We start from the raw sequence: 22,783 nt of genomic DNA, 5'->3' as shown, positions 1-22,783 counted from the left end.
TCACTGTCCGCCCGGCGCGCCCGGACCGGACGGTGCCGGCGGCGGGTCACCCATGCGGATGGTCTGCGCCTGGACCGGCATGCCGGGGAAGAAGATCTTCTGCACGCCGTGCACGATGACCTGATCCTCCGGGCCGAGTCCGTCGGTCACGATGCGCAGTCCCTCCGCGCTGCGTCCGATCTTGATATCGCGGCGCAGCGCGCGGTTTTCCGGGCCGAGCACATAGACGTACTTGCGGTCCTGATCGGTCAGGATGGCCTTGTCGTCCACCAGCACGGCGGGGAATTCGCCGCTGCCGAGCAGCTTCACGCGCGCGAACAGGCCCGGCGTGAAGATGCGCTCCTTGTTGTCGAGCACGGCGCGCGCGCGGATGGTGCCGGTGGCCGGGTTGAGCTGGTTGTCGACGAAATCGACATAGCCCTGGTGCGGAAAGTCATCTTCATTGCTGAGGCCGACCATCACCGGGGTGCGTTTGTCGCGCGAGCTCGGGCGTTCGCCGCGGCGCGCCATCGCGCCATAACGGAGGTAGGTCTGTTCGTCGCCCTCGAACACCGCATACACCGGGTCCAGCGAGACCACCGTGGTGAGCGTGCTCGGGCTGGGATCGGACTGCACCAGATTACCCACCGTGACCAGCGCCTCGCCGGCGCGGCCGTTGATCGGCGAACGCACCTCGGTGAAGTCGAGGTTCAGGCGCGCGGTCTCGACCGCGGCGGCGGCGGCCTGCACGGCGGCATTGGCCTGCTGTTCGGCGGCCAGGCGCTGGTCGTGTGCCTCCTGCGAGATGACCTTGGTCTCGAGCAGCCGCTGTGCGCGCCCAGCCTCCGATTTGGCGAGCGCCGCCTGCGCGCGCGCCTGCGCCAGTTCCGCCTCGGTACGGTCGAGCGCCGCGCGATAGGGTCGCGGGTCGATGACGAACAGCACATCGCCCTTCTTCACCTCGCCGCCTTCCTTGAAGCGCACGCTTTCGATGAAGCCGCTGACGCGCGGGCGGATCTCCACCGTGTCGGTGGCCTCGATGCGGCCGGTGAACTCGTCCCATTGCGCGACCTTGCGCACCTCCACCGGGGCGATGCTCACCGCGGCCGGCGGCGGGCCGCCCGCATGCTCTTGCGCGGGCTGATCCCGTCCGCAGGCGGTGAGCAATACGGCGAGGGTGACGAGTGCGAGTGATGACCGCAATTCCTTGGACAGCGGGGAGGTGCTCATGAGCGGCTCCGGAAAATACTGTTCATGACCCGATCATTTCTGACCGTGATCGAACAAGGGATGGATATTCGCCTGATCGCGAAGCGACAGTATATCAGCCATGTTTCCCGTGCGCGCCAGTCGATCATGCCTGGATGCGCGCGGGAGATGACCTTGGAGAATGTGATGTCATTTATCGGTGCGGAGCCATCGTCATCGATGAAGTCGGGTCGCCGGATATTCACGCTACCGGACATGAATATCCGCAGAAATTGTCCTGTTTGGAATCGGACTAACTCTGGCCGGCGCGATATTCGTTTCATTCAGGTCGACCGGAGGATGACATGCACGGGGGTTGGTCGGTGGTTCGATATCCGGATGACTGCCTGCCCGTCAAGCAGGTGGCCCATGTCGATCCGTTTCGGCGTGGGCCGCATGAGCAGGCGCGCGACTGGGAACACCGTGTGGCGTAATCCTGTGTCACTGCCGTTGATGTGCTTTGAAACGATAGCGGTGAGTTTGTTGAATCCGCAGGGATTTGCGGATATCAGCGATTGCCGGTGATCGCCAGATCCGCCGGGATTGTCAACCCTCGTGCGCAGCGGATGGCATGCAATTTGCTAACATCAACAGCGATGAAAATTACGAGGCTCCTGCCATGTGGCGATCCTCTATGGGCTTGCGTGCCCGCCTTCTGTTACTTGTCCTTGCAGCGCTGATCCCGGCCTTCGGGCTGATCGGGCATGGCGCGATCGTTCAGCGCGGGCACGCGGTAGCGGAGGCAGGCAAGGATGCGATGAGTCTCGTGCGTCTGGCGGCGCGCGAACAAAGGCAATTGATAGCCTCCACGCACCAGTTGCTGATGAGTCTGGCGCAGTTGCCTGCGATCAGGGCCCGCGGCACCGCTGCCTGTGACCAGGTGCTGGTCGATCTGCTGAAGCCCTATCCCTATTATGCGAATTTCGGCGCGGCTTCCATCGACGGCCATGTGTATTGCAGCGCTGTCCCACTGCCACATCCGGTCAATGTCGGTGATCGCGGGTATTTTCAACGCGCGCTGAATACCGGGGGATTCGGCGTCGGAGACTATCAGGTCGGGCGCATAACGGGTATTCCCACGATCAACTTCGGTTATCCGGTCAGGGACGACGATGGCGATATCCGGGCGGTGGTCTATGCCGCGCTCGATCTTTCCTGGCTCAACCGGCTCGCCGGAGACATCAAGCTGCCCGCCGGTTCCACCGTCACCGTGGTGGACAGCCAGGGAACGATCCTGGCGCGTTACCCCGATGCGGGGAACTGGGTCGGAAAGGCCATGAGAGAGGCGCCGTTGATCCAGGCGATACTCGGTCGCCAGGCGGAAGGGAGCGTGGAGATCGGCGGGCTCGATGGCGAAACCCGGCTCTACGCCTTCGCTCCGCTGCACGACGACATCGGCGGCAAGGTATATGTCAGCGCCGGCATTCCCAAGGCGGTCGCGTTTGCCGCCGTGAATCAGGTGGTTGCCCGCAGCCTGACATTGCTGCTGCTGGTTACCCTGCTCACCCTTGCGGCCGCGTGGGTAGGGAGCGATATCTTCGTGTTGCGGCGGGTCAAGGCGCTTTGCATCGCGGCGCAACGTTTGGGCAAGGGCGATCTGGGCGCTCGCACGGGTCTGCCGCATAGCGAGGAAGAACTGGGCCGACTCGCCCGCAACATCGATGATATGGCCTCGGAACTGCAGAAGGTCCATCGGGCATTGCGGACCTTGAGCGCCGGAAACCGCGCGCTCGTCCGGGCGACCGACGAACAGATGCTGCTCGACCAGATGTGCAGGACCATCGTCGAGGCCGGTGGATATCCCCTTTGCCTGGGTGGGATACGCCGAGGCGGACAAGCCCGGGTCGCTGCGACCGGTGGCGCAGGCGGGCCATGGCGGCTGTGCGGAGGGCCTGGTCGAGATCGTCGGCTCCATGATGTGGACCGCAACGGGGGAGGACTGCGGCACGCTGGCCAGAGTGATCCGGCTCGATACGCAATCCGTAGCGCGCTGGCGCTCTACCGCTGCCGCTTCCGGATCCGGGGTGGCCCAGCACTGGCAGCCGTGCCATGCCAGTATCGCGGTGTTTCCCTTGCAGATCGACGGCCAGGTCATCGGAGTGCTGTCGATATGCTCATGGGAGAGTGATGCCTTCGACGCGGAAGAAATGAAGCTGCTGGAAGAGGCCGCCGGTGATCTGGCGTTCGGGATCCGTGGCCTGCGTATCCGGGCGGCGCACGTGGAGGCGAGCGACACCATCCGGCGCATGATGAGTTATGACAGCCTGACCGGTCTGCCCAACCACCTCCAGTTCGAGGAGTGGCTGCAGCGTTCGATGAACGAGGCCGTAGCCAGTGGACATTCGTTGGCCCTGCAACTGCTTGACCTCGATCGATTCCAGGAGATCAATGATGCGCTGGGTTTCCGACAGGGGGACCAGCTGCTCAAGGAAGTCAGTGCGCGTGTGCGCGCGGCCGTGGGAGAGAATGGGCTCGTGGCGCGTCTGCGCGGGGACGAGTTCGCGATCCTGCTGCTGGAAGGGGACGTCGGGCAGATTACCGCGATCACGCGCCGCGTATTGTCCGCCTTCGAATCACCATTCATGCTGAGCGGGATCGCGCTGGAAGTGAGCGCGGTGATCGGCATAGCGCTGTATCCCCAGCATGGGACGGAAGTGAACGGACTGATGCGGAAGATGGATGTCGCCATGCGTCAGGCGAAGACCTCGGGCGAGCGCTTCGCCTTCTATGCGGCGGAGCGGGACGAGGACACGGCCAGGCGTATGGTTCTGGCCCAGCAATTGAGGCGTGCGATCAAGGGCGATGAGCTGGTTCTGTACTACCAGCCCAAGATAGACCTGCGCACGGGCCGCGTCTGCGGAATGGAAGCCCTGGTCCGCTGGGTACATCCGGAGCAGGGCCTGATCCCGCCCGATGAATTCATATCGCTCGCCGAGCACACCGGCCTGATCAAGCCGCTGACGGACTGGGTGCTGAAGTCGGCGCTGCGTCAGTCGTCGGTCTGGCGCAAGGCCGGGTTGAGCCTGCCCGTCGCGGTGAACCTGTCCGCACGCAACCTGCGTGAACGGGATCTGCCGGACAAGCTGAGCCAGCTCCTGCGCGACTGTGGCGCCGGTCCCTCCTCACTGGAGCTCGAGATCACGGAGAGCGCCATCATGGATGATCCGGACAGCGCCTTGAAGGTGCTCACGAGACTGCATGAGTTTGGTATCGCGCTGTTCATCGATGATTTCGGCACGGGGTATTCCTCGCTCAGCTATCTCCAGCGCATGCCGGTGGATGCGATCAAGATCGACAAATCCTTCGTCAGGGACATGACGATGAACGCGAACTCGGCGGCGATCGTGCGTTCCACCATAACGCTGGCGCACGATCTCGGGCTCAAGGTCGTCGCCGAAGGGGTTGAAAGTCGCGAGGCGTACGACTTTCTCATGGCCCTGGGCTGTGGCGTCGCCCAGGGATATCAGATCGGAAGACCCATGCCGGTCCGGGAGTTCGAGACGTGGTTGTCCCAATCGCCATGGTCATCCTCCAGGGGTCGGGGCAGGGGATGACGCACCGGCCGTGGCTACGGACATCCTGATGTCCGTCCGTTGCTGTCGGGGTGCGAGGTACGAGAAGCCATGCGTTTGATCTTTATGTTGTCATCGTTCCTCTCCAGGGTGTTAAATTAATGTTCGCTCATGGGTGTCGCGCCGCCGCGTGTCATTGACCCGGGCATTTTCTTCGCCGGTGATCGTTTGCGCGGGGTCTGGCGGGCGCGCACGGCATGATCCCTGGTACGGATAGGGTCGACCGGTATGACAGACGCGGACGTTCAGGAGATGCGAAACCGGCGATCCGGGGCGCCAGACGATCCGGCGGCCAGGCTCCAGCGCGCGTTTGCCGAAGTCCGGGTCCTGCTGTTTCCGCGCTGGGATCGTGCCTATCGCTGGCGCATTGTATTGAGCGACTGTCGAGATGACTGCACCGTAAGCGGCGACGGCCGGCGCATAGCCGTCCGGCCGGAGATCGCCATCCGCGGGGGTGAAGCGCTGCAGTTCCACATTGCGCACGCGATTGCCGGCGCGATTGCGGGCGGTCGGCAAGGGAAGCGGTTCAGCGCGCGTTTATCCAAAGCCGCAACGGATGCGCGCTTACGCGGGATGGAGGCGCTGGCCGCATTGCTGGAGCGCGAAGCCGGCGGCGGCGGGATTGCGCATCGACTTGCCGATGACGACGTGCGCCTGGTGGTCGAGGAGCTCCTGATGGAAATTCCTGCGTCAAGTCGCACGGGCGCCGAGCGGATTCTGACGGCGGGCCTGGGTCTGGATCCGGGCGAGCTGGAGGGGCGTTATCGTCGTCTGCGCCGGATGGCGGTGCGCCGTGGCGCGAAAAGAAAGGATTAATATGCCCAGCGTATCGCCTGAGAATCGGTGAAGGCAGGATCTCCCAGCCGGGCGGAGGGCATGGAGGACCATGTTCCGAATCCGTAAGATCTACGACGATACCTCGCCTTCCAATCAGTCGGCCATCGAACAGGTGCGCGGCATCTTGCGCCGACAATTCCCGCGCGTCAGCGCCGGGGAGCTGGACAATCTCGCGCTGCGTCTGCGCGATCCGCTGAAGTACCGCTTCCGTACCATCCTGTTCGTGGCGGAGGACGCCGAGTTGCGCGTCAAGGGTTTCGCGCTGCTGCTGCACTTCCCGGATCTCGCCTTCTGTCTCCTGGAGTATATCTCCGCCGCGCCCGGCCGCACCGGGGGCGGGATCGGCGGGGTTCTGTACGAACAGGTCAGGGAGGAGGCGGCCTCGCTGAACGTCATCGGACTGTTCTTTGAGTGCCACCCCGATGAGGCGGACCTGTGCCGTGATGCCAGGGTCCTGAAACAGAATATCGCCCGTATGCGCTTCTATGAGCGGTTTGGCGCGCGGCCGATCATCGGTACCGCCTATGAACAGCAGCTCAAACCCGAGCACGACAACTCGCCGTACCTCATGTTCGATGATATTGGGCGAGGACACGCCCTGAAGCGCGATGAGACGCGCCGGATCGTGGCCGCCATCCTGGCGCGGAAATACGGGGATGAGAGCCCGCCCGAGGAGATCGCGCGAATCGTGCGATCCATTCGCGATGATCCGGTGCGGCTGCGTGAGCTGCGCTATGGTAAACGGGCCGCGCCGGCGATGGTCGCGGCCCCGCCCGCCGGAGACTTGCCCATAGTGCTCATCGTCAATCGCGGGCACGACATCCATCATGTGCGCGACCGCGGGTACGTCGAGGCCCCGGTGCGTGTCGCGGCCATCCTCAAGGAGCTGGAAAAAACGCGCATCTTCTCATCCAGGCTGGCAAGGAAACACGGCGAGCGCCACATCCGCGCGGTGCATGCGGATGACTACGTGGATTATCTGCGTCGCGCCTGCGCTTCGTTGCCGCCCGGACGATCCATCTATCCCGCGGTGTTTCCGATCCGGAACATATCGCGCCAGCCCCGGGATCTGCCGATGCGCGCCGGCTATTACTGCATCGACACCTTCACGCCACTCAATCAGAACGCCTATCTTGCCGCCCGGGGCGCCGTGGATTGCGCCATGACCGGGGCCGGCGCGCTGGTGGACGGGCACCGCATCGCCTACGCACTGGTGCGTCCGCCGGGCCATCACGCCGAGCGGCGGGCCTTCGGCGGCTTCTGTTACTTCAATTCCGCGGCGGTGGCCGCGCATTATCTCAGCCGGTTTGATCGCGTGGCGGTGCTGGACATCGATTTCCATCACGGCAACGGCACCCAGGACATCTTCTATCGGCGCGCCGACGTGCTGACCGTTTCGATCCACGGACACCCCAACTATGCCTACCCCTATTTCAGCGGATTCGAGGATGAGGACGGCGAAGGTGAAGGAAAGGGATTCAATGTCAACTATCCGCTTTCCGAGCGTAGCGATGTCGACCGCTATCGGAAGACATTGGGACACGCGCTGAAGCGGATCGCGAAGTTTGCCCCGGGCTTTCTGGTGCTGTCGCTCGGACTGGATACCGCCAAGGGTGATCCCACGGGCAGCTGGGAACTGAAAGCGGGGGACTTTCATCAAAACGGTCGCATGATCGGCGCGCTGAAGACGCCCACCCTGATCGTTCAGGAGGGCGGTTACCTGACCCGAACCCTGGGGGTGAACGCGCGCAACTTCCTCCAGGGCATTTGGGAGGGCGCCGGCGGTAAGATGCTTCCTTGAGAGGGTTTACGGGGAGATCAGCGCTCCGCGCCCTGTCCACCATGCTCGTTGTCGCTCGACCGGCGTCTCAGGCGCACGTCAAGCGGGGCTATCTTCTCGATACTCAAGGTCGCGGCCGCGATCTCGACGCGGTCCGCGTGGCGTGCCATATCGTCGAGGATTCGCGTGAACAACAAGTCCTTTGTCGATCTGCGGAGCTTGTAATCAACGACGTAACGCAGCGTTAACTCGATGCAGTTGATGGTCGGGTTCATGGTGACCCTCGGCTCTACGCTGGCCTGTTCGATCAGATATCGCCTCGTGACGGGGATCCAGGCCTGCTCGGCGGCGATGGTGTAGTCGCCGATGATATCGTGCGCCGCCTCGGCCAGAATTTTCCTGGCGAGGTGGTAATCGCTTCCGTACTTGAGCGGGACCATGATCTCATCCCAGAGGAACGGAAATTCCCCTGAATAGTTGAATACCGGCTCCTTGAACACGAAACTGTTGGCAACACGGACGATGCGGCCGTTGTAAAGGTCGGCGTTGACCCATTCGCCGCATTCCATCAGCGTGGTGCGCAGAATGCCGATGTCGATGACATCGCCCTTGATGCCGCCGAGCTGTATGCGATCGCCTGGCCGGTAAAAGCCGCCGAACGCGACCGCCATCCAGCCCGCCACGCTGGCGATCACCTCCTGTAGCGCGAACGCGATCCCCGCGCCAGCCACACCGAGTATCACGGCGAACTGCCCGATATGCACACTGAAAATGCTGGCGGCGAACACCGCGAAGATAAGGTAGCCGGAAAAGTTTATGACCTTGCGCAGCCGGTACCGTATCTCTGAATCCGCATGGCTGCGCGCCAGGGACCGATTGAGGAAATGCAGAACCATGATGATGGTCGCCCCGACGACGCAGAGCATGAACAGCTTGCTGACGAGAGGATTCTGCCACCAGGCGACCATCTGTTCTTGCATTGACTAGCCTCTCATCGTGTGACGTGCGGTTATACGGACAACAGTCAGGGCGAGGAATTTCCCCGCTGCCCATACGCGTCGGCCAGGGAAATCGGGGGCATTTCTCCCGCCAGCGCCGGCAGGAGAGCCGGGCGCTTGATGCCATGTTTGCGAAGCTCATTGATGCCGCGCAGGTAGACGTCGCTCTGAAACTCCTTTTCATAGCGCAGTTCCAGTACATAGGCCTTGACCTGCAGCCTGACGGCAAGACGTTCCGCGATCGCAACTTCGGACAGGACGATGGCCACCGGTTTCTTGAGGTAGACGTAGCGGCTCGTGACCACGACCTCGTGCAGGATATCGCGCGCGAGCTTGACGTCTGCGTCCAGGGCGATGTGGAAGTCCATGACCACCATCATATCCAGGGCGCCTGCGTTGGCGGAGGCCACGACATCGGTCATGAAGCGATTGTTGGGGATGGTGATCTCGTTGTCGTCCAGGGTGACCAGGCGCACGGCGCGCAGGCCGATGCTGCGGATCTCACCGTAGACCTCGCCGAATGTGACGCGATCGCCGACCTGGAACGGACGGTCGAACAGCAGAATGAATCCCGCGATGACGGAGCCGACGACATCCTTGAGCGACAGGCCCAGGGCGACCGCGGCGCTGCCGGTCGCGGCGAGCATCATTTCGCGCGGCGGCTGCAACACGGCATAAAAGAGAAACAGGCCTCCGAAGATGTAGATCAGGAAGTTGAGGCTGGTGCCGATCTGGGAGACGAGCAGCCGGCGCGATGGCAGGTGGCGGTACAGGGTCTGGGTGACATAAGTGATGCCCTTAACCAGCAGAACAAGACAGGCGATGCCGAATAAAAGCATCAGGATGCGGTCCGGCCGGAACAGCTGGGCGGTTTGTTCGATCAGGGTCAGATTGGCGTCATTCATAGAGATAATTCCTCGCGATCAGGAATTGCGTGATGGTGAACTGCGCGGTAGGGGCGACACGATAGCGCTCTTTGTCGTCCATGATCAGGCGCCCCTGCTCGACGCCATCGCGCAGCGTGTTCCGCACCAGGATCTCGGGCAGGTTCGTGACACCGACGGCCTCCTCGAAGGACAGGTTCTCGTGCCTGACCACCGCGCTGTAGACGAAGAGGCCGTTTTCACCCACACCTTCCATGGTCTTGGAATTGCGGTGGCTCGGTACGCTGACGTTCAACCGCCCGTCGCGGGACGGGGTCAGGGCGGAGAGCCACAATACCAGTGCCGCCCGGGGGTTCCCCTTGGCCAGCCCCCAGAGCAGGCGGAAGAATTGCGCCTCGACGTGGGTGGTGTTGTCGTCGTCTTCCGGACCCTGCGTGGCGCGGATGATGGCGTCGTAGGAGAGTTCGCGGTGCTGCTGGCGGTGTCGCCTCAGAATCAGGTTGCGCAGATCGTCTTCCGTCATCAGGGGCATTTCGCGCGTCTTGAGGAAGCCCGGCTCAAGATCGAATGCACCCGTCAGGTAGTTCCATGAGGAGTGATTGAAGACGGCGCACCAGAAATGTGTCCCCGCGGTCGCCCCGATGATGTTCAGCAGCTCCTTGTATCCTTCGAAGCCGCCAGGGCGTCCCAGGAAAACATTCTGGGCGTCATCCAGCAGCATCAGGGTCCGCGCCGCGGGCTCCTGCCGCCCGGAAACGTTCTCCTTCGAGAGCGTATCGCGCAGGAATTCACGTACCTCGCTCGCGGTGCACAGCTTGGGGGGGATGACCAGGGTGGTTACGTTCCAGTCCGGGAGGTCGCCACGGGTGATGAGTTCCAGCAGACAGGATTTGCCGCTGCCCTTGTGTCCGTAAATGACCACGGCATTGTTCCCGCCCCGGGCCGCCCAGTCGCGCGCCATCGCGCGGAGTTCGTCGGCAATGCCCGCGCTCGGTTCGATGAGCAGCGTTTTGTCCAAAGGCACACGGAGATCGAACAGGGCAAGATAATCCGCCGGCAGCCCGGCATCTTGAGGCGGTTGTGGTGTTTCGCCGCGTTGTTTATTGACGGCGCTTTCGACCTTGCGCCGGAACAGCTCGGCGGACAGTTGCTTGGTGATATCGAACCGTTCCAGCCAGCCGTGAACGCGCCGCAGGGCAAGGGTGCCGGAAATAACGACCAGGCTCGGAAGGCATGCCAGCCAGGACCATGGACCCACGCACAGCCGGCCCATGGGTTCCGCAATGTGCTCCGGCAACACCTGGGTGAGCCCGTCCCGGATTTCCGTTCGCCATTGGCGCGCCGAATAGGCCAGGACGAAGATCCCGATGTAGACCATGATCGCGTGGACGGCGCGATATACCAGTGCCTCGCCGACGACGTTTTCCGTGGCGTGCAATATGATAAAGGCCACCAGAAAAAAGAGCCCGATCTGACGCACACTGTGATGAATGCGCGAGCGCTGAGTGATGTCGCTGGGCATTCGCAGAGCAATGAGTCCGGTATTTATCAGGCCATATGCCAACTGGACCAGCAGGCGATACCAGACATAGTATTCGAGATACAATAGCAGCTCGAAGAATTCCGGCACATCCGTATGGGCGAGTAGGGCGCCCGCGAGACGGAGCGCGACCAGCATCAGGATCCAGGGCAGGTAGGCATTGATGCGACGCAGACCGATCGCGAGGAGCGTGGCGTATCCCCTTGATGATCCGCTGCCGATCTGGCGTTGCACCAGTCTCTGGCGCGCACGGCTGACCAGCTCGGTGCTGCGCCGCAGGCCTCGATAGAGCAGGAACGGCAGCGCGATCAGCAGCAGGAACAGGGCGATCTGCTGCAGGATATCGGCGATACCCGAGAAGCCGGAAGCGAGTTTGAAGCGAAAGCTCACCAGCTTTCCATAGGCGATAGCGATCCAGCGATAGGGGACTACGCGCAGTTCGCGCAGTACATCCTCGAAATATTGACCCGACCAGTTCAACAGGGAATCGTTTCCGGCGGCCAGATTCGCCTGCAGGAGTTGCGAGCGCAGCTGGCCAGCCTTGAGCAGGAGTGCATAGGCATTCTCGCGACCTTCTTTCTGGCGTGTTTCCCGCATGTCGATGAGTTCCTGACGCAGGCGTTCCACGGTCTGGTAGCTGATCCGGTAGGACTCGGCCGCAGGTTCGTTACCCAGACGCTTGAGCAGAGTTGCGGGATATTCGGGGAGAGCCGGCAGAGCTGCATAGCGCTGCTGGTCGGTGATGCGCGCGAAGATTCCGTCCGCTATCTGCCGCCAGATCGCCGCGACCTCGACATAGGCCTGGTCAAGCAGATCCGGCGACTCCTCGATCGAGTACTGCCCCGCGAGCGTGGTGAGGCGGGCGGCGAGTGAGTGAGATTCCTTTGTGCGCGCGGCGAGATCCGTGGTCAGTTCCACTTTCAGGCTGGCGAGTTCCTCGCGCGCACGTTCGAGCACCGTACGCCGCGCCGCGAGCTCCCGTAAATCGGCCGTCGGGGCTGTTTTCGCGACTTCCGCCGCGGCTTCCAGGGAGCTGGACGCCTTTTCTCTCTGGGACTCCGCCGCGACACGTTCCCGCTCCAGCTGATCGATTGTCTGCTGCTGTTTCGCCGCCGCCGCCTGAATGTTCACCAGGGGCTGGCGCCGTTCCAGCGGAAGCGACAGGAAATCCAGACGCTGATCGTTGACCCGGCGCTCTGCCTCGCGCAATTGCCGTACGTCTTCATCCACGCCCGGTTTCCCCGCGGCGCAGTCGAGCAGGGCGCGGGTCATGGGGCTGAATCCGGAGGCGGGGGCCTCTCTGTATCCTTCCAGCTCGATAACCCGGCGCTGAACGGCCGCTTCATCCTGGAGGTCGATGGTAAACAGGGCGGAAGGCGGTGAATCGCTCAGGCGCTCACCGGTGATGAAGGCATCCAGGCGCCTGCTTGTATCAAGCAACTGCGCCAGACGGGCCGACAACTGTTCTTCGAGAACATCATCGGCGGGGCAGACGACGGCAGCATCGGAGGCCTGATCGGCGGCGAATACAGGTCCCGGCAAGGCGGCCATGAGGAACATGGCCGCTGTGGTGAGACGGGAGAGGAATCCTGTATTCGAATACATTCGAAGTCGGGATCTATTCATTCGGACTGTATGACAAGTCATGATTATGCTGGAAATCACGGCGGCTTAATAATGTTTTTCATGACATCCAGGCCAAATCCGGGTACATGGCGCCCATCTGTTGCACGGGGCCGGCGGTGTTATCGGGATCTCCCAAGGGAGAATCTTGGATGGGAGGGTGCAAGGATAGTCATACGGCGCAATCGCGTGGTTTGCGATCCAGCGCCCTGTAGGCGATGGCCTCACCCAGATGCACGTGACCGATTTTATCCGAACCATCGAGGTCGGCGATGGTGCGCGCGACCTTCAGAATGCGATGGTAGGCGCGTGCCGACAGTCCGAGGCGGGTAGCTGCCTTTTCGAGCAGGGTCACCCCCTGTTCGTCGAGCGCGCAGCACTTCCCGATGTCCGTTGGCCCGAGCTGATGAGCAGGTATCCCGTCGCGCACGATCTGACGTTCGCGTGCATGCACGACGCGTTCTCGCACCTGAGCACTGGTCGGGGATAAATCAGTACCCGCTTGTATCAACGCAGAGTGTGGCAATTTCGGCACCTCAATGTGCATATCTATGCGATCGATCAGCGGACCGGAGACCCGCGCACGATAACGCTGAATTTGTTCCGCGGTGCAGCGACAGCGGCCCGAGGCATCGCCCAGATATCCGCACGGGCAGGGATTCATCGCCGCGACGAGCTGGAAGCGCGCCGGGAATTCACACTGGCGCGCCGCGCGCGAGATCATGATGCGCCCCGATTCCAGCGGTTCGCGCAGTACCTCGAGCACACGGCGGTCGAACTCGGGCAGCTCGTCCAGGAACAGCACGCCATTGTGCGCCAGCGAGATCTCTCCGGGCCGCGGCGAACTGCCGCCACCGACCAGCGCGATCCCGGAGGCAGTATGGTGCGGGGCGCGGAACGGCCGTTCCCGCCAGCGCCGGAGATCGAAGCCGCTGCCGCTGATGGAGGCGACGGCGGCGGTTTCCAGGGCCTCCTGATCCGTCATCGGCGGCAGGATGCCGGGCAGGCGGCTTGCGAGCAGGGTCTTGCCGGTGCCGGGCGGACCGATCAGCAGCAGGCTGTGGCCGCCCGCGGCCGCGATCTCGAGCGCGCGCTTGGCATGCGCTTGTCCGCGGACATCGGCGAGGTCTTCCATGACCTTGCGTGCCGGTATCGCCGGAATGTCCATCGACGGCAGTTCACGCGCGCTGTTAAGATGGGCGCAGACCTCCAGCAGGTGATTCGCGGCATACAGAGTCGCCGCCCCGGCCAGGGCGCCCTCCGCGGCATTCGCCGCCGGCACGATCAGGGCACGTCCCGCATTCGTCGCGGCGAGCGCGGCCGGCAGTACGCCGCGCACCCCACGCAATTCGCCGGTCAGGGCCAGTTCGCCGATGAACTCGTGGCGGTCGCACGCGGCGGGCGGCAACTGGCCCGAGGCGACGAGGATACCGAGCGCGATGGCGAGGTCGTAGCGGCCGCCTTCCTTGGGGAGGTCGGCCGGCGCCAGGTTGATCGTGATGCGACGGGCCGGGAATTCGAAATTGGCCTGGAGCAGGGCGGCACGCACACGCTCCTTGCTTTCCTTCACCGCGGCCTCGGGCAGGCCGACGATGGCAAGCGCGGGCAGCCCGTTGGCGAGGTGGACCTCAACGGTGACCGGCGGCGCGTCAATGCCGGTCTGGGCGCGGGTGTGGATAATGGCCAGCGACACCGAATCTCATCCTTGAAATCCTGTGGTCGGAAGACCCGGGGCAGACCCGGACCATTGCAGTTGCCGCGGGGCTCAGCCTGCCTTGTCCCGCAATCTCCTTTCGAGTTCTTCGACACGCAGCGCCAGCCCGTCGAGCATTTCCCGGGTACGCGCCAGCAGGTTTTCCTGGACCTCCAGCTCCTCGCGCGTGACCAGATCCAGTCGCGTGAAGGCGCTGTTCAGCACCGCGCGGAAATTCCGATCGAGATCCTGCTTGAGGACCCGCGCGCCCTCCGGTACGGCACTGCTCAGGCGCTGGCTGAGGTCTTCGATGAACTTCGGGTCCAGCATCGCGGCTCCCTGATGGTCTGGTGCGTGAATCTGGATTGTACGTGAATCGGGCAGGACGATTAAGCCTGAGTCAATGCACAAATATAGAGCATTCATCGATCCGAGGCGTATCAATATAGTGCATCCTGGGTGGGCGTGGCAGCGGGAAATTGGGGTCAATATATTGATAAATAATGTTTTTTATTCGGTGGCATGGTTGCTGCAATTTACTCTGTGTCCGTGAATCATCCCTGGGATTTCCATCCCGCGGCAGCAATCCTTATGTACCCATTAAAGAGGGAAATGTCATGAAGCTAGTCAGCGCGATAATCAAGCCGTTCAAGCTCGACGATGTTCGCGAAGCCCTGTCCGACATCGGCGTACAAGGCATCACCGTGACCGAGGTCAAGGGTTTCGGGCGCCAGAAGGGGCATACCGAGCTCTATCGAGGCGCCGAGTACGTGGTCGATTTTCTCCCCAAGGTGAAGATCGAGGTGGCCGTCGACGACAGTCTGTATGAACAAGTGATAGAGGCGATTACCAAATCGGCCCAGACCGGCAAGATCGGCGACGGCAAGATCTTTGTCTTTAACCTTGAGCAAGCGGTGCGCATCCGTACGGGCGAAACCGGCTCCGACGCACTGTGACACACTGGGAGGAATCGAAATGAAACAATATAAGAATCTAGTCCGCGGCCTGATGATGCTGTTGTTGCTGGCCGTCGCCTTCGGCGCGTGGGCCCAGGACGAGGAGATGTCTCCGGAAGCCTCCATGGAAACCATGGAGATGATCGAGACCCCCGCCGAGGAGGCCCCGCCGGCCGATGAAGGCCCGACCCTGAACTCCGGCGACACGGCGTGGATGCTGACCTCCACGGCGCTGGTGCTGTTCATGACCATTCCCGGTCTGGCCCTGTTCTACGCCGGCATGGTGCGCTCCAAGAACGTGCTGTCGGTCATGATGCAGTGCTTCGCCATCACCTGCCTGATCAGTGTGTTGTGGATGATGTTCGGTTACAGCATGGCCTTCGATACTACCGGCATGGAGAAGGGCGTAACCAACTTCAGCTCGTTCGTCGGCGGACTGAGCAAGGCCTTCCTGGCCGGCATGGAGAAGGACAGCCTGACAGCCGCCTTCCCCGAGAGCGTGTTCATGACCTTCCAGATGACCTTCGCCATCATCACCCCGGCGCTGATCGTCGGTGCCTTCGCGGAGCGCATGAAGTTCTCGGCCATGCTGTGGTTCATGGGCATCTGGTCACTGGTGGTGTATGCCCCCATCGCGCACATGGTGTGGAGCGGTGACGGCGGTTACTTCTGGGACATGGGGGTGCTGGACTTCGCGGGCGGCACCGTGGTGCACATCAACGCCGGTATCGCGGGTCTGGTCGCGGCACTGGTGCTGGGCAAGCGCAAGGGCTGGCCGACCACGCCGATGGCCCCGAACAATATGGTCCTCACCGTGATCGGTGCCTCCATGCTGTGGGTGGGCTGGTTCGGTTTCAACGCCGGTTCCGCGGTGGCGGCCGACGGCCGTGCGGGCATGGCGATGGCGGTGACCCAGATCGCGACGGCGGCGGCGGCGCTGGCCTGGATGTTCAGCGAGTGGCTGTCACACGGCAAGCCGAGCGTGCTCGGTATCGTGTCCGGCGCGGTCGCGGGCCTGGTGGCCATCACCCCGGCGTCCGGCTTCGTCGGTCCGGTGGGATCGCTCATCATCGGCATCGCGGCGGGCATCATCTGCTTCCTGGCCTCGACCAAGCTGAAGCGCGCGCTCAAGTACGACGACTCGCTCGACGTATTCGGCGTGCATGCGGTGGGCGGCATCGTGGGTGCGCTGCTGACCGGTTTCTTCGCCGTGGAGGCCATCGGCGGCGTACCGGGCAGCTTCAGCCAGTTCATGATCCAGGTGAAGGGTGTGGTGATCACCGTCATCTACTGCGCGGTCGCCACGTTCATCATCCTGAAGGTCCTGGATGTCATCATGGGCCTGCGTGTGAACGAGGAGCAGGAAACGGAAGGTCTGGATCTGTCGCTGCACGACGAGCGCGGATACAACCTCTGACAGCCGGGAACAGCGGCTGTGTTCGGAAGGGCGCCTCTGGCGCCCTTCTTTTTTGTGGAGTGTGGTGGTTCCGGAATGTGTCTAGAGCTTGCTGTGAGATCCGTCACAAAACGGCGGTTCCTGGGTGTGCTTGCAGCCGCACAGGGCCACCGGCGCGCGGGAGGTAACGGTGAACTGCACCGGCGAGAACGCCGTCCCCTTGTGGGATCCGTCGCAAAAGGGCTGGTTCGCCGATCTGCCGCAGGCGCACCAGTAGTAGGTTCCGGGCGCGAGGCTTTTCACATAGGGGAATTTTTGCGCGATTACGGGTTCATCGGACATCGGGCCCTCCTCAGCGGGGCTAATAGTGATTAAAATCCCGTTGATTATACCTTTCCCGGCGCCGGGCGGGCACGGCCCGCGGGGTAAGGAAAGGTGGCGGACGGCCGATATCCTCGGCATACCTCTCCAACCTTGCATGGGACCTCCAATGAAGAACTTCCTGGCCGTGACCGCGGTGCTGCTTGGGGCCGCTTCCTTCGCCTGTGTTGCCGCGGAGACCGTCTACAAATGGACGGACGAATCCGGCGTGATACATTTCAGCGACCGTCCGGTGCCGAATGCGGCGGCGGAGGAGATGCGGGTGACACCATCCAGCCCGTCCCTGGTCGGGGATGACGAGGAGGAGGCTGGCGCGGAAGATGACGCCGCGGCGACGGATCCCGCGGCATCCAAGGAGGAACAGCAGGCGGCGATGGAGGAGCAGCGGCGCAAGATTCGCGAGCAGAACTGCCAGATCGCGCGTCAGACCCTGCAGCACAACGAGAGCATCGAGCGCATGTACCGGGTGGACACCAACGGGGAACGCGTGTTCCTCTCGGACGAGGAGCGCGAGATGGTGCTCGGCAAGTCGCGCGAGGATGTGGAAAAGTGGTGTGACTGAGGTGCCCGCGGCCGTGCAGCCGACGCGCTACTGCTCGATCTCGCTGCGGAAAAACTCGGGTTGTGCCAGGCAGGCCTGGTGCATCGCCAGGTTGTAGTAGCGCGTCGCGAACGACTTGTCCACGATGTCCTGGTCCCGGATGTTCCTGAGCGAGGCGGCCTTGCCCGCCAGCGTCGCGCTCCACCAGCCCGAAGGGTAGACGCACTGGGGGAAGTTCAGGGTGAGCAGGTCGCCGAAGCCGGCGCTGCGCATCGCCCGCCGCATCGCGCTGATCAGTTTCATATGCAGCAGCGGCGATTCGCTCTGCTGGACGATGATTCCGCCCGGACGCAGGGCGCGGAAGCAGTCGCGATAGAACGGTTCGGAGAACAGGCCCGCCGCCGGTCCGATCGGATCGGTGCTGTCGACGATGATGACGTCATAGCTTTCCGGTTCGGATTCGGTCACCCACTTGATGCCGTCGCCGAAAACCAGGCGCGCGCGCGGATCGTCATTGGCGCTGCAGAGCTCGGGAAAGAAGCGCTCGGACAGCCGCGTCACGCGTTCGTCGATCTCCACCTGCACCGCGGACTTGACCGATTCATGCTTGAGCACCTCTCTCAGGGTGCCGCAGTCGCCCCCGCCGATGATCAGCACGCTTTTCGGATTCACGTGGGTATAGAGCACGGGATGGGAGAGCATCTCGTGGTACAGGAAGTTGTCGCGCTGGGAGAGCATGATATAGCCGTCGATCGTCATCAGACGGCCGAAATCCGTGGTCTCGTAGATCTCGATGCGCTGGTATTCGGTCTGCTCGTCGTGGAGCTTGCCGGTGATGCGGAGCGAGAAGGCGATGCCGGTGTTTTCGCCCACTTCGGTAAACCAGTTCTGATCCAGGCTCATGGCGCCGTCCCGTTGCTGTGTCCAGGGTTTCAAAAAGCGTAATGGGGGCCTATTATAAACAGGGTTTCGGCCTGATGAACAGGCGCGATTGAGGTGGGCGACAACGGCGGGGTTTCCCGCGAGTGGCGGCGTAACGATGAAAGACACGGATTGGGATCTGCAGCAGGCGCGGCTCGCCTACAACATCCCGCACTGGAGCAATGGCTACTTCGATATCGACGAACGCGGGCACCTGCTCGCCCGGCCGGGCCGCGATCGCGCCGGCGCCGGGATCGATCTCCATGAACTGACCGGCCGCATCCGTGAGCTGGGCCTGTCGACGCCCGTGCTGGTGCGTTTCACCGACATCCTGCACGACCGTATCGATGTCTTGTGCGGCGCCTTTTCCGCGGCGATGCGGCAGGACGGCTATGGCGGCGACTATACCCCGGTGTATCCGATCAAGGTGAACCAGCAGCACAGCGTGGTGGAAGAGATCCTCCGCCACGGCAATGGCCGCGTCGGCCTGGAGGCGGGCAGCAAGCCCGAACTCATGGCCGTGCTCGGGATGTCCGACGCGGCCAATCGGCTGGTGGTGTGCAACGGCTACAAGGACCGGGAATACATCCGGCTAGCGTTGATCGGCCGCCTGCTCGGCAACCGTGTCTACATCGTGGTGGAGAAGCTCTCCGAGCTGGAGCTGGTGATCGAGGAATCGCGCGCGCTCGGCATCGAGCCGCTGATCGGCATGCGCGTGCGGCTGGCCTCGATCGGCAAGGGCAAGTGGCAGAACACGGGCGGCGAGAAATCGAAGTTCGGCCTGCCCGCGCCGCACGTCCTGCACATGGTGCGACGCCTGGACGAGGCCGGGCTGCTGTCGGCCCTGCGCATGCTGCATTTCCACCTCGGCTCCCAGATCGCCAATATCCTCGACATCCAGCGCGGCATGCGCGAAGCTGCCCGTTATTACGCCGAGCTGCGCGCGATGGGCGCGCCGCTGGACTGCATGGACGTCGGCGGCGGGCTCGGGGTCGATTACGAGGGCACGCGCTCGCGCAGCGCCTGTTCGATGAACTACAGCGTGGAGGAATACGCCCACAACGTGGTGCACACGCTGTGGGAGATCTGCGCCGAGCACGGCCTGCCGCATCCCGCCATCATCACGGAATCCGGTCGCGGCATGACCGCGCATCATGCCGTTCTGATCACCAATGTGATCGATGTGGAGCGGGTGCCCAAGGACGAGATCCCCGCCGCCGACGCGGACGCCGACGAGGCACCGGTCCTGAAGAACCTCCGGGCCGCGTACGACGAGGCGGCGCTGAGGCCGCCGGTCGAGGTGTACCATGATGCCGTCCACTGGCTGGGTACGGCGCAGGACATGTACATCCACGGCCTGCTGACGCTGGCGCAGCGCGCGCGCGCGGAGCAGATCTACTATGCGACCTGCCGCCGCATCCATCCCTTGCTGCAGGGCGCCTCGCGCGCCCATCGCGAGGTGCTCGACGAGCTGAACGAGAAGCTGGCGGACAAGTTCTTCTGCAATTTCTCGGTGTTCCAGTCCATCCCGGACGTGTGGGCGATCGACCAGATCTTCCCGGTCATACCGCTGCACCGCCTCGACGAGCGGCCCGACTGTCGTGCGGTGATCCTGGACATCACCTGCGATTCGGACGGCCGGGTCGATTACTACGTGGACCGGGAGGGCGTAGAGACCACGCTGCCGCTGCACGCGCCGCGCCCGGAGGAACCGTATCTGCTGGGGATCTTCATGATCGGCGCCTACCAGGAGATCCTGGGCGACATGCACAACCTGTTCGGCGATACCAACGCGATCAACGTGGAGCTCGATGGGCGCGGCGGCTACCGCCTCAGCCAGCCGCAGCCGGGCGACACGGTCGACGCGGTGCTGCGCTACGTGCGCTTCAGCCCGGAGGCGCTGCTCGAGCGCCTGCGCCGCGCGGTGGCGGAAAGCCGGCTCGGCAAGCGACAGCAGGCCTTGTGCCACGAGACCTTGCAGGACGGCATTACGGGTTACACGTACCTGGAAGATTGAATAGCCGGAGGCGATGACCCAGTCCCTGGTTTTAACCCTCACGCCCCAATCCCAGCAGCATGTACTCGACATCGTTGCGCTGCAGGGCCGTGCGGGCCTGTTCCAGATCCTTCAGGTTCTTGTAGGGACCGACCCGGACGCGGTACCAGGTATTGTCGTCGCTGATGATGACGGTCTGGATCGAGGCCTGCACGCCGATCAGCGCCAGCCGCGCCTTGAGGTTGTCGGCCTCGCCATAGCTGCGGAACGAGCCTACCTGGAGGACGTACGGTCCGTTCGACTCCGGTTTGCGGCTGTTGCCGCCGCGCGCGGCGTCGAGTGTGTCCTTGCCGATCTTCACCTCCATCTCGGGAAGCAGCGTGTAGAAGTCGAAGCGGGCCTTTTCCCTGGCCTCCTTGTCGTCCGTCGCCGCCGTTTTCGGCGGCGCGGTCTTGGGCGCCGGCGCGGCGGGTTTCTGCGCCGCCTGTTCGGCTTTGTCCGCCACGTTCCGCGTGGCCGTGAGATAGACCGCGTAGCTGGCGAGAATGCCGGCGATCAGGCCGCCGAGCAGCCACGACCAGCGGGGCGACGATTTGGAACGGGCGCTGCGCCGGCGTCTGCGGGCGGCGGGTTTGTAGTCGCGCGGCATGCTACATGTGGTCCGGTGCGCCGACCCCGAGCAGTCGCAGGCCGTTGCTCAATACCTGACGCGCCGCCTTGATCAGCGCAAGGCGCGCGTTGCGCAGCTCGCCGTCCTCGACGAGGAACTGGTGCGCATTGTAGTAGGTGTGGAAGTCGTTCGCGAGCTCGCGCAGGTAGTAGGCGAGCTGATGCGGTTCGTGCGCGAGCGCGGCGTTCTCGATCGTCTCGGGATACTGGCTGAGCCGGCCGATCAGACGCTGTTCGTGCTCCTCGCCGAGGCGGTGGAGGCCGTTCAGTCCGAGCGCGGCGTCCTCGCTCAGCCCGGTTTCCGCCAGCTGGCGCAGCACGCTGCAGATGCGCGCATGGGCGTACTGGATGTAGTAGACGGGGTTGTCGCTCGATTCCGACTTGGCGAGGTCGAGATCGAAATCCATGTGCTGCTCGCACTTGCGCAGCACATAGAAGAAGCGCGCCGCGTCGTTGCCGACTTCCGCGCGCAACTCGCGCAGGGTGACGAACTGGCCGCTGCGGGTCGACATCTGCACGCGGGTTTCGCCGCGATAGAGGATGGCGAACTGGACCAGCAGCACGTCAAGGCGCGCGGCGTCGTATCCGAGGGCGCTGAGCGCCGCCTTCACCCGCGGTACGTAGCCGTGGTGGTCGGCGCCCCAGATGTTGATGATGCGCTCGAAGCCGCGCTCGAACTTGCCGGCATGGTAGGCGATGTCGTGGGCGAAATAGGTGGCCTGGCCGTTCTCGCGCACGAGCACGCGATCCTTTTCGTCGCCGTAGGCGGTGGAGCGGAACCACCAGGCACCGTCCTGCTGATAGAGATGGCCGCCGGCGCGCAGGCGGCCGATCACGCGATCGACCTCGCCGTTCTCGATCAGGGAGCGCTCGGAGAACCACTCCGCATAGACCACGCCGAATTCCTGCAGGTCATTGCGGATGTCGCCCAGGATGGAATGCAGCCCGGCGTCGAACACGAGCCGGTAACGGACGGCGCCGAGGATCTCCTTCGCGCGCGCGATGAGCCCGTCGATGTGGGCCTCCTTGTCGCCGCTGCCGTCGGCGGCGAGGTCGGGCGGCAGGTTCGCCATCACCACCGCGGCGGAGGCGTGCAGTTCGTCGCGATGGTGGCCGTGCAGGGCCTTGGCGATATCGTGCACGTACTCTCCGCGGTAGCCGTTGCTCGGGAAGGGCAGGCGTTCACCGCTCAACTCCAGGTAACGCAGCCAGACGCTCGCCGCGAGGATGTCCATCTGCCGTCCGGCGTCGTTGATGTAGTACTCGCGGTGCACCCTGAAGCCGGCGGCGGCGAGCAGATCGGCCACGGCCGCGCCGTAGGCGGCGCCGCGGCCGTGGCCGACGTGCAGCGGTCCGGTCGGGTTGGCCGAGACGAACTCCACCTGGACTGAGCGCCCCTGGCCGATGGTGCTGTGTCCGAAGGCGTCGCCGGCCTCGAGTATCCGCGCGATGACGCCGCGGAAGGCGTCCCCGGCCAGGAAAAAGTTGATGAATCCGGGGCCGGCGACCTCGACGCGCTCGACCTGGTCCGACGCGGGCACGGCGGCGGCGATCTGTTCGGCGAGCCGGCGCGGGTTCGCGCGCAGCCGCTTGGCCAGGGTCAGCGCGATGTTGCAGGCGAAGTCGCCGTGCTGCTTGTCGCGGGCGCGCTCGAGCTGGATATCGATCGGAGCATCGCTGGCGATGGTTCCCTCGTTCTGCAGGGCGAGCACGGCCCGGGTGAGTAGTTCACGCAGATGGTCTTTCATGGCATCGGATCGGGTTCACTG

General features: G+C 63.6%; 18 protein-coding genes. 8 read left to right on the top strand and 10 right to left on the bottom strand.

The genetic code is table 11. The annotated features are described in order from the left end of the window. Nucleotides 1-1,209, bottom strand: a complete 1,209-nt coding sequence (locus tag IPM20_09595; GenBank protein ID MBK9131868.1) for an efflux RND transporter periplasmic adaptor subunit — start codon at nt 1,207-1,209, stop codon at nt 1-3. A 24-nt stretch (nt 1,210-1,233) separates the two neighbouring features. Between IPM20_09595 and IPM20_09590 the strand changes: the two genes are divergently transcribed. From IPM20_09590 to IPM20_09575, 4 genes are all read left to right on the top strand, one after another. Further along, a complete protein-coding gene (locus IPM20_09590) occupies nt 1,234-1,752 on the top strand; it encodes a hypothetical protein (GenBank protein ID MBK9131867.1) in 519 nt (172 codons plus the stop codon). Nucleotides 1,753-1,861: 109 nt separating this feature from the next. After that, a complete protein-coding gene (locus tag IPM20_09585) occupies nt 1,862-3,355 on the top strand; it encodes a HAMP domain-containing protein (GenBank protein MBK9131866.1) in 1,494 nt (497 codons plus the stop codon). Between the two features lie 1,672 nt (nt 3,356-5,027). Then, nucleotides 5,028-5,615 (top strand): hypothetical protein, encoded by a 588-nt coding sequence (locus tag IPM20_09580; protein MBK9131865.1) that lies wholly within the window; start codon nt 5,028-5,030, stop codon nt 5,613-5,615. Nucleotides 5,616-5,685: 70 nt separating this feature from the next. Further along, on the top strand, nt 5,686-7,437 hold the full coding sequence (locus IPM20_09575; protein ID MBK9131864.1) for a histone deacetylase family protein: 1,752 nt from the start codon (nt 5,686-5,688) through the stop codon (nt 7,435-7,437). A gap of 17 nt (nt 7,438-7,454) precedes the next feature. Here the strand turns inward: IPM20_09575 and IPM20_09570 are convergent, their stop codons facing one another. The 5 genes from IPM20_09570 to IPM20_09550 form a co-directional block, all read right to left on the bottom strand. After that, a complete protein-coding gene (locus IPM20_09570; protein ID MBK9131863.1) occupies nt 7,455-8,396 on the bottom strand; it encodes a mechanosensitive ion channel in 942 nt (313 codons plus the stop codon). A gap of 44 nt (nt 8,397-8,440) precedes the next feature. Beyond that, nucleotides 8,441-9,319, bottom strand: a complete 879-nt coding sequence (locus IPM20_09565) for a mechanosensitive ion channel (GenBank protein MBK9131862.1) — start codon at nt 9,317-9,319, stop codon at nt 8,441-8,443. Continuing rightward, nucleotides 9,312-12,398: a hypothetical protein gene (locus tag IPM20_09560; GenBank protein ID MBK9131861.1), complete on the bottom strand. Its 3,087-nt coding sequence runs from the start codon at nt 12,396-12,398 to the stop codon at nt 9,312-9,314. The genes IPM20_09565 and IPM20_09560 overlap by 8 nt, the downstream gene beginning before the upstream one ends. Nucleotides 12,399-12,633: 235 nt before the next feature. Then, nucleotides 12,634-14,154 carry a YifB family Mg chelatase-like AAA ATPase gene (locus IPM20_09555; GenBank protein ID MBK9131860.1) on the bottom strand — a complete coding sequence of 507 codons (1,521 nt, stop codon included), beginning with the start codon at nt 14,152-14,154 and terminating at the stop codon, nt 12,634-12,636. Nucleotides 14,155-14,226: 72 nt separating this feature from the next. Beyond that, the gene (locus IPM20_09550) at nt 14,227-14,484 is read right to left on the bottom strand and encodes an accessory factor UbiK family protein (protein MBK9131859.1); all 258 of its coding nucleotides are present in this window, start codon (nt 14,482-14,484) and stop codon (nt 14,227-14,229) included. A 287-nt stretch (nt 14,485-14,771) separates the two neighbouring features. On the opposite strand from IPM20_09550, the gene glnK reads away from it, so the two are divergent. Further along, nucleotides 14,772-15,110, top strand: a complete 339-nt coding sequence (gene glnK / locus IPM20_09545) for a P-II family nitrogen regulator (GenBank protein ID MBK9131858.1) — start codon at nt 14,772-14,774, stop codon at nt 15,108-15,110. A 124-nt stretch (nt 15,111-15,234) separates the two neighbouring features. Further along, nucleotides 15,235-16,527, top strand: coding sequence for an ammonium transporter (locus IPM20_09540; GenBank protein MBK9131857.1), 1,293 nt, complete (start codon nt 15,235-15,237; stop codon nt 16,525-16,527). Nucleotides 16,528-16,608: 81 nt separating this feature from the next. Here IPM20_09540 and IPM20_09535 read toward each other — a convergent pair whose 3' ends face one another. Then, the gene (locus tag IPM20_09535) at nt 16,609-16,848 is read right to left on the bottom strand and encodes a CDGSH iron-sulfur domain-containing protein (GenBank protein MBK9131856.1); all 240 of its coding nucleotides are present in this window, start codon (nt 16,846-16,848) and stop codon (nt 16,609-16,611) included. A 148-nt stretch (nt 16,849-16,996) separates the two neighbouring features. Between IPM20_09535 and IPM20_09530 the strand changes: the two genes are divergently transcribed. Further along, complete coding sequence (locus IPM20_09530) at nt 16,997-17,449, top strand: DUF4124 domain-containing protein (GenBank protein ID MBK9131855.1); 453 nt, start codon at nt 16,997-16,999, stop codon at nt 17,447-17,449. Between the two features lie 27 nt (nt 17,450-17,476). On the opposite strand, the gene speE is transcribed toward IPM20_09530, so the two are convergent. After that, entirely contained in the window at nt 17,477-18,331 is an 855-nt protein-coding gene (gene speE, locus IPM20_09525) for a polyamine aminopropyltransferase (protein ID MBK9131854.1), read from the bottom strand. A 136-nt stretch (nt 18,332-18,467) separates the two neighbouring features. Here speE and speA point away from each other — a divergent pair, with 136 nt between their 5' ends. Continuing rightward, on the top strand, nt 18,468-20,366 hold the full coding sequence (gene speA / locus IPM20_09520; protein MBK9131853.1) for a biosynthetic arginine decarboxylase: 1,899 nt from the start codon (nt 18,468-18,470) through the stop codon (nt 20,364-20,366). Between the two features lie 31 nt (nt 20,367-20,397). On the opposite strand, the gene IPM20_09515 is transcribed toward speA, so the two are convergent. Next, nucleotides 20,398-20,994 carry an SPOR domain-containing protein gene (locus tag IPM20_09515; GenBank protein MBK9131852.1) on the bottom strand — a complete coding sequence of 199 codons (597 nt, stop codon included), beginning with the start codon at nt 20,992-20,994 and terminating at the stop codon, nt 20,398-20,400. A 1-nt stretch (nt 20,995) separates the two neighbouring features. Further along, nucleotides 20,996-22,762, bottom strand: a complete 1,767-nt coding sequence (locus tag IPM20_09510; GenBank protein MBK9131851.1) for an arginine--tRNA ligase — start codon at nt 22,760-22,762, stop codon at nt 20,996-20,998. Nucleotides 22,763-22,783 lie beyond the last annotated feature (21 nt).

This window comes from Gammaproteobacteria bacterium, assembly GCA_016716465.1.
Lineage (GTDB): Bacteria > Pseudomonadota > Gammaproteobacteria > SZUA-140 > SZUA-140 > JADJWH01.
The sequence above is the reverse complement of the archived record's forward strand: the minus strand, read 5'-3'. Positions and strand labels throughout refer to the sequence as shown.

What these genes read in the sequence shown, in the direction of transcription:
- IPM20_09510 (MBK9131851.1), bottom strand. Translation starts at nt 22,762, where the DNA reads ATGAAAGACCATCTGCGTGAACTACTCACCCGGGCCGTGCTCGCCCTG.
- IPM20_09570 (MBK9131863.1), bottom strand. Translation starts at nt 8,396, where the DNA reads ATGCAAGAACAGATGGTCGCCTGGTGGCAGAATCCTCTCGTCAGCAAG.
- IPM20_09575 (MBK9131864.1), top strand. Translation starts at nt 5,686, where the DNA reads ATGTTCCGAATCCGTAAGATCTACGACGATACCTCGCCTTCCAATCAG.
- IPM20_09535 (MBK9131856.1), bottom strand. Translation starts at nt 16,848, where the DNA reads ATGTCCGATGAACCCGTAATCGCGCAAAAATTCCCCTATGTGAAAAGC.
- speA (MBK9131853.1), top strand. Translation starts at nt 18,468, where the DNA reads ATGAAAGACACGGATTGGGATCTGCAGCAGGCGCGGCTCGCCTACAAC.
- IPM20_09530 (MBK9131855.1), top strand. Translation starts at nt 16,997, where the DNA reads ATGAAGAACTTCCTGGCCGTGACCGCGGTGCTGCTTGGGGCCGCTTCC.
- IPM20_09565 (MBK9131862.1), bottom strand. Translation starts at nt 9,319, where the DNA reads ATGAATGACGCCAATCTGACCCTGATCGAACAAACCGCCCAGCTGTTC.
- IPM20_09590 (MBK9131867.1), top strand. Translation starts at nt 1,234, where the DNA reads ATGACCCGATCATTTCTGACCGTGATCGAACAAGGGATGGATATTCGC.
- IPM20_09540 (MBK9131857.1), top strand. Translation starts at nt 15,235, where the DNA reads ATGGAAACCATGGAGATGATCGAGACCCCCGCCGAGGAGGCCCCGCCG.
- IPM20_09585 (MBK9131866.1), top strand. Translation starts at nt 1,862, where the DNA reads ATGGGCTTGCGTGCCCGCCTTCTGTTACTTGTCCTTGCAGCGCTGATC.
- IPM20_09515 (MBK9131852.1), bottom strand. Translation starts at nt 20,994, where the DNA reads ATGCCGCGCGACTACAAACCCGCCGCCCGCAGACGCCGGCGCAGCGCC.
- glnK (MBK9131858.1), top strand. Translation starts at nt 14,772, where the DNA reads ATGAAGCTAGTCAGCGCGATAATCAAGCCGTTCAAGCTCGACGATGTT.
- speE (MBK9131854.1), bottom strand. Translation starts at nt 18,331, where the DNA reads ATGAGCCTGGATCAGAACTGGTTTACCGAAGTGGGCGAAAACACCGGC.
- IPM20_09595 (MBK9131868.1), bottom strand. Translation starts at nt 1,209, where the DNA reads ATGAGCACCTCCCCGCTGTCCAAGGAATTGCGGTCATCACTCGCACTC.
- IPM20_09560 (MBK9131861.1), bottom strand. Translation starts at nt 12,398, where the DNA reads ATGTTCCTCATGGCCGCCTTGCCGGGACCTGTATTCGCCGCCGATCAG.
- IPM20_09580 (MBK9131865.1), top strand. Translation starts at nt 5,028, where the DNA reads ATGACAGACGCGGACGTTCAGGAGATGCGAAACCGGCGATCCGGGGCG.
- IPM20_09550 (MBK9131859.1), bottom strand. Translation starts at nt 14,484, where the DNA reads ATGCTGGACCCGAAGTTCATCGAAGACCTCAGCCAGCGCCTGAGCAGT.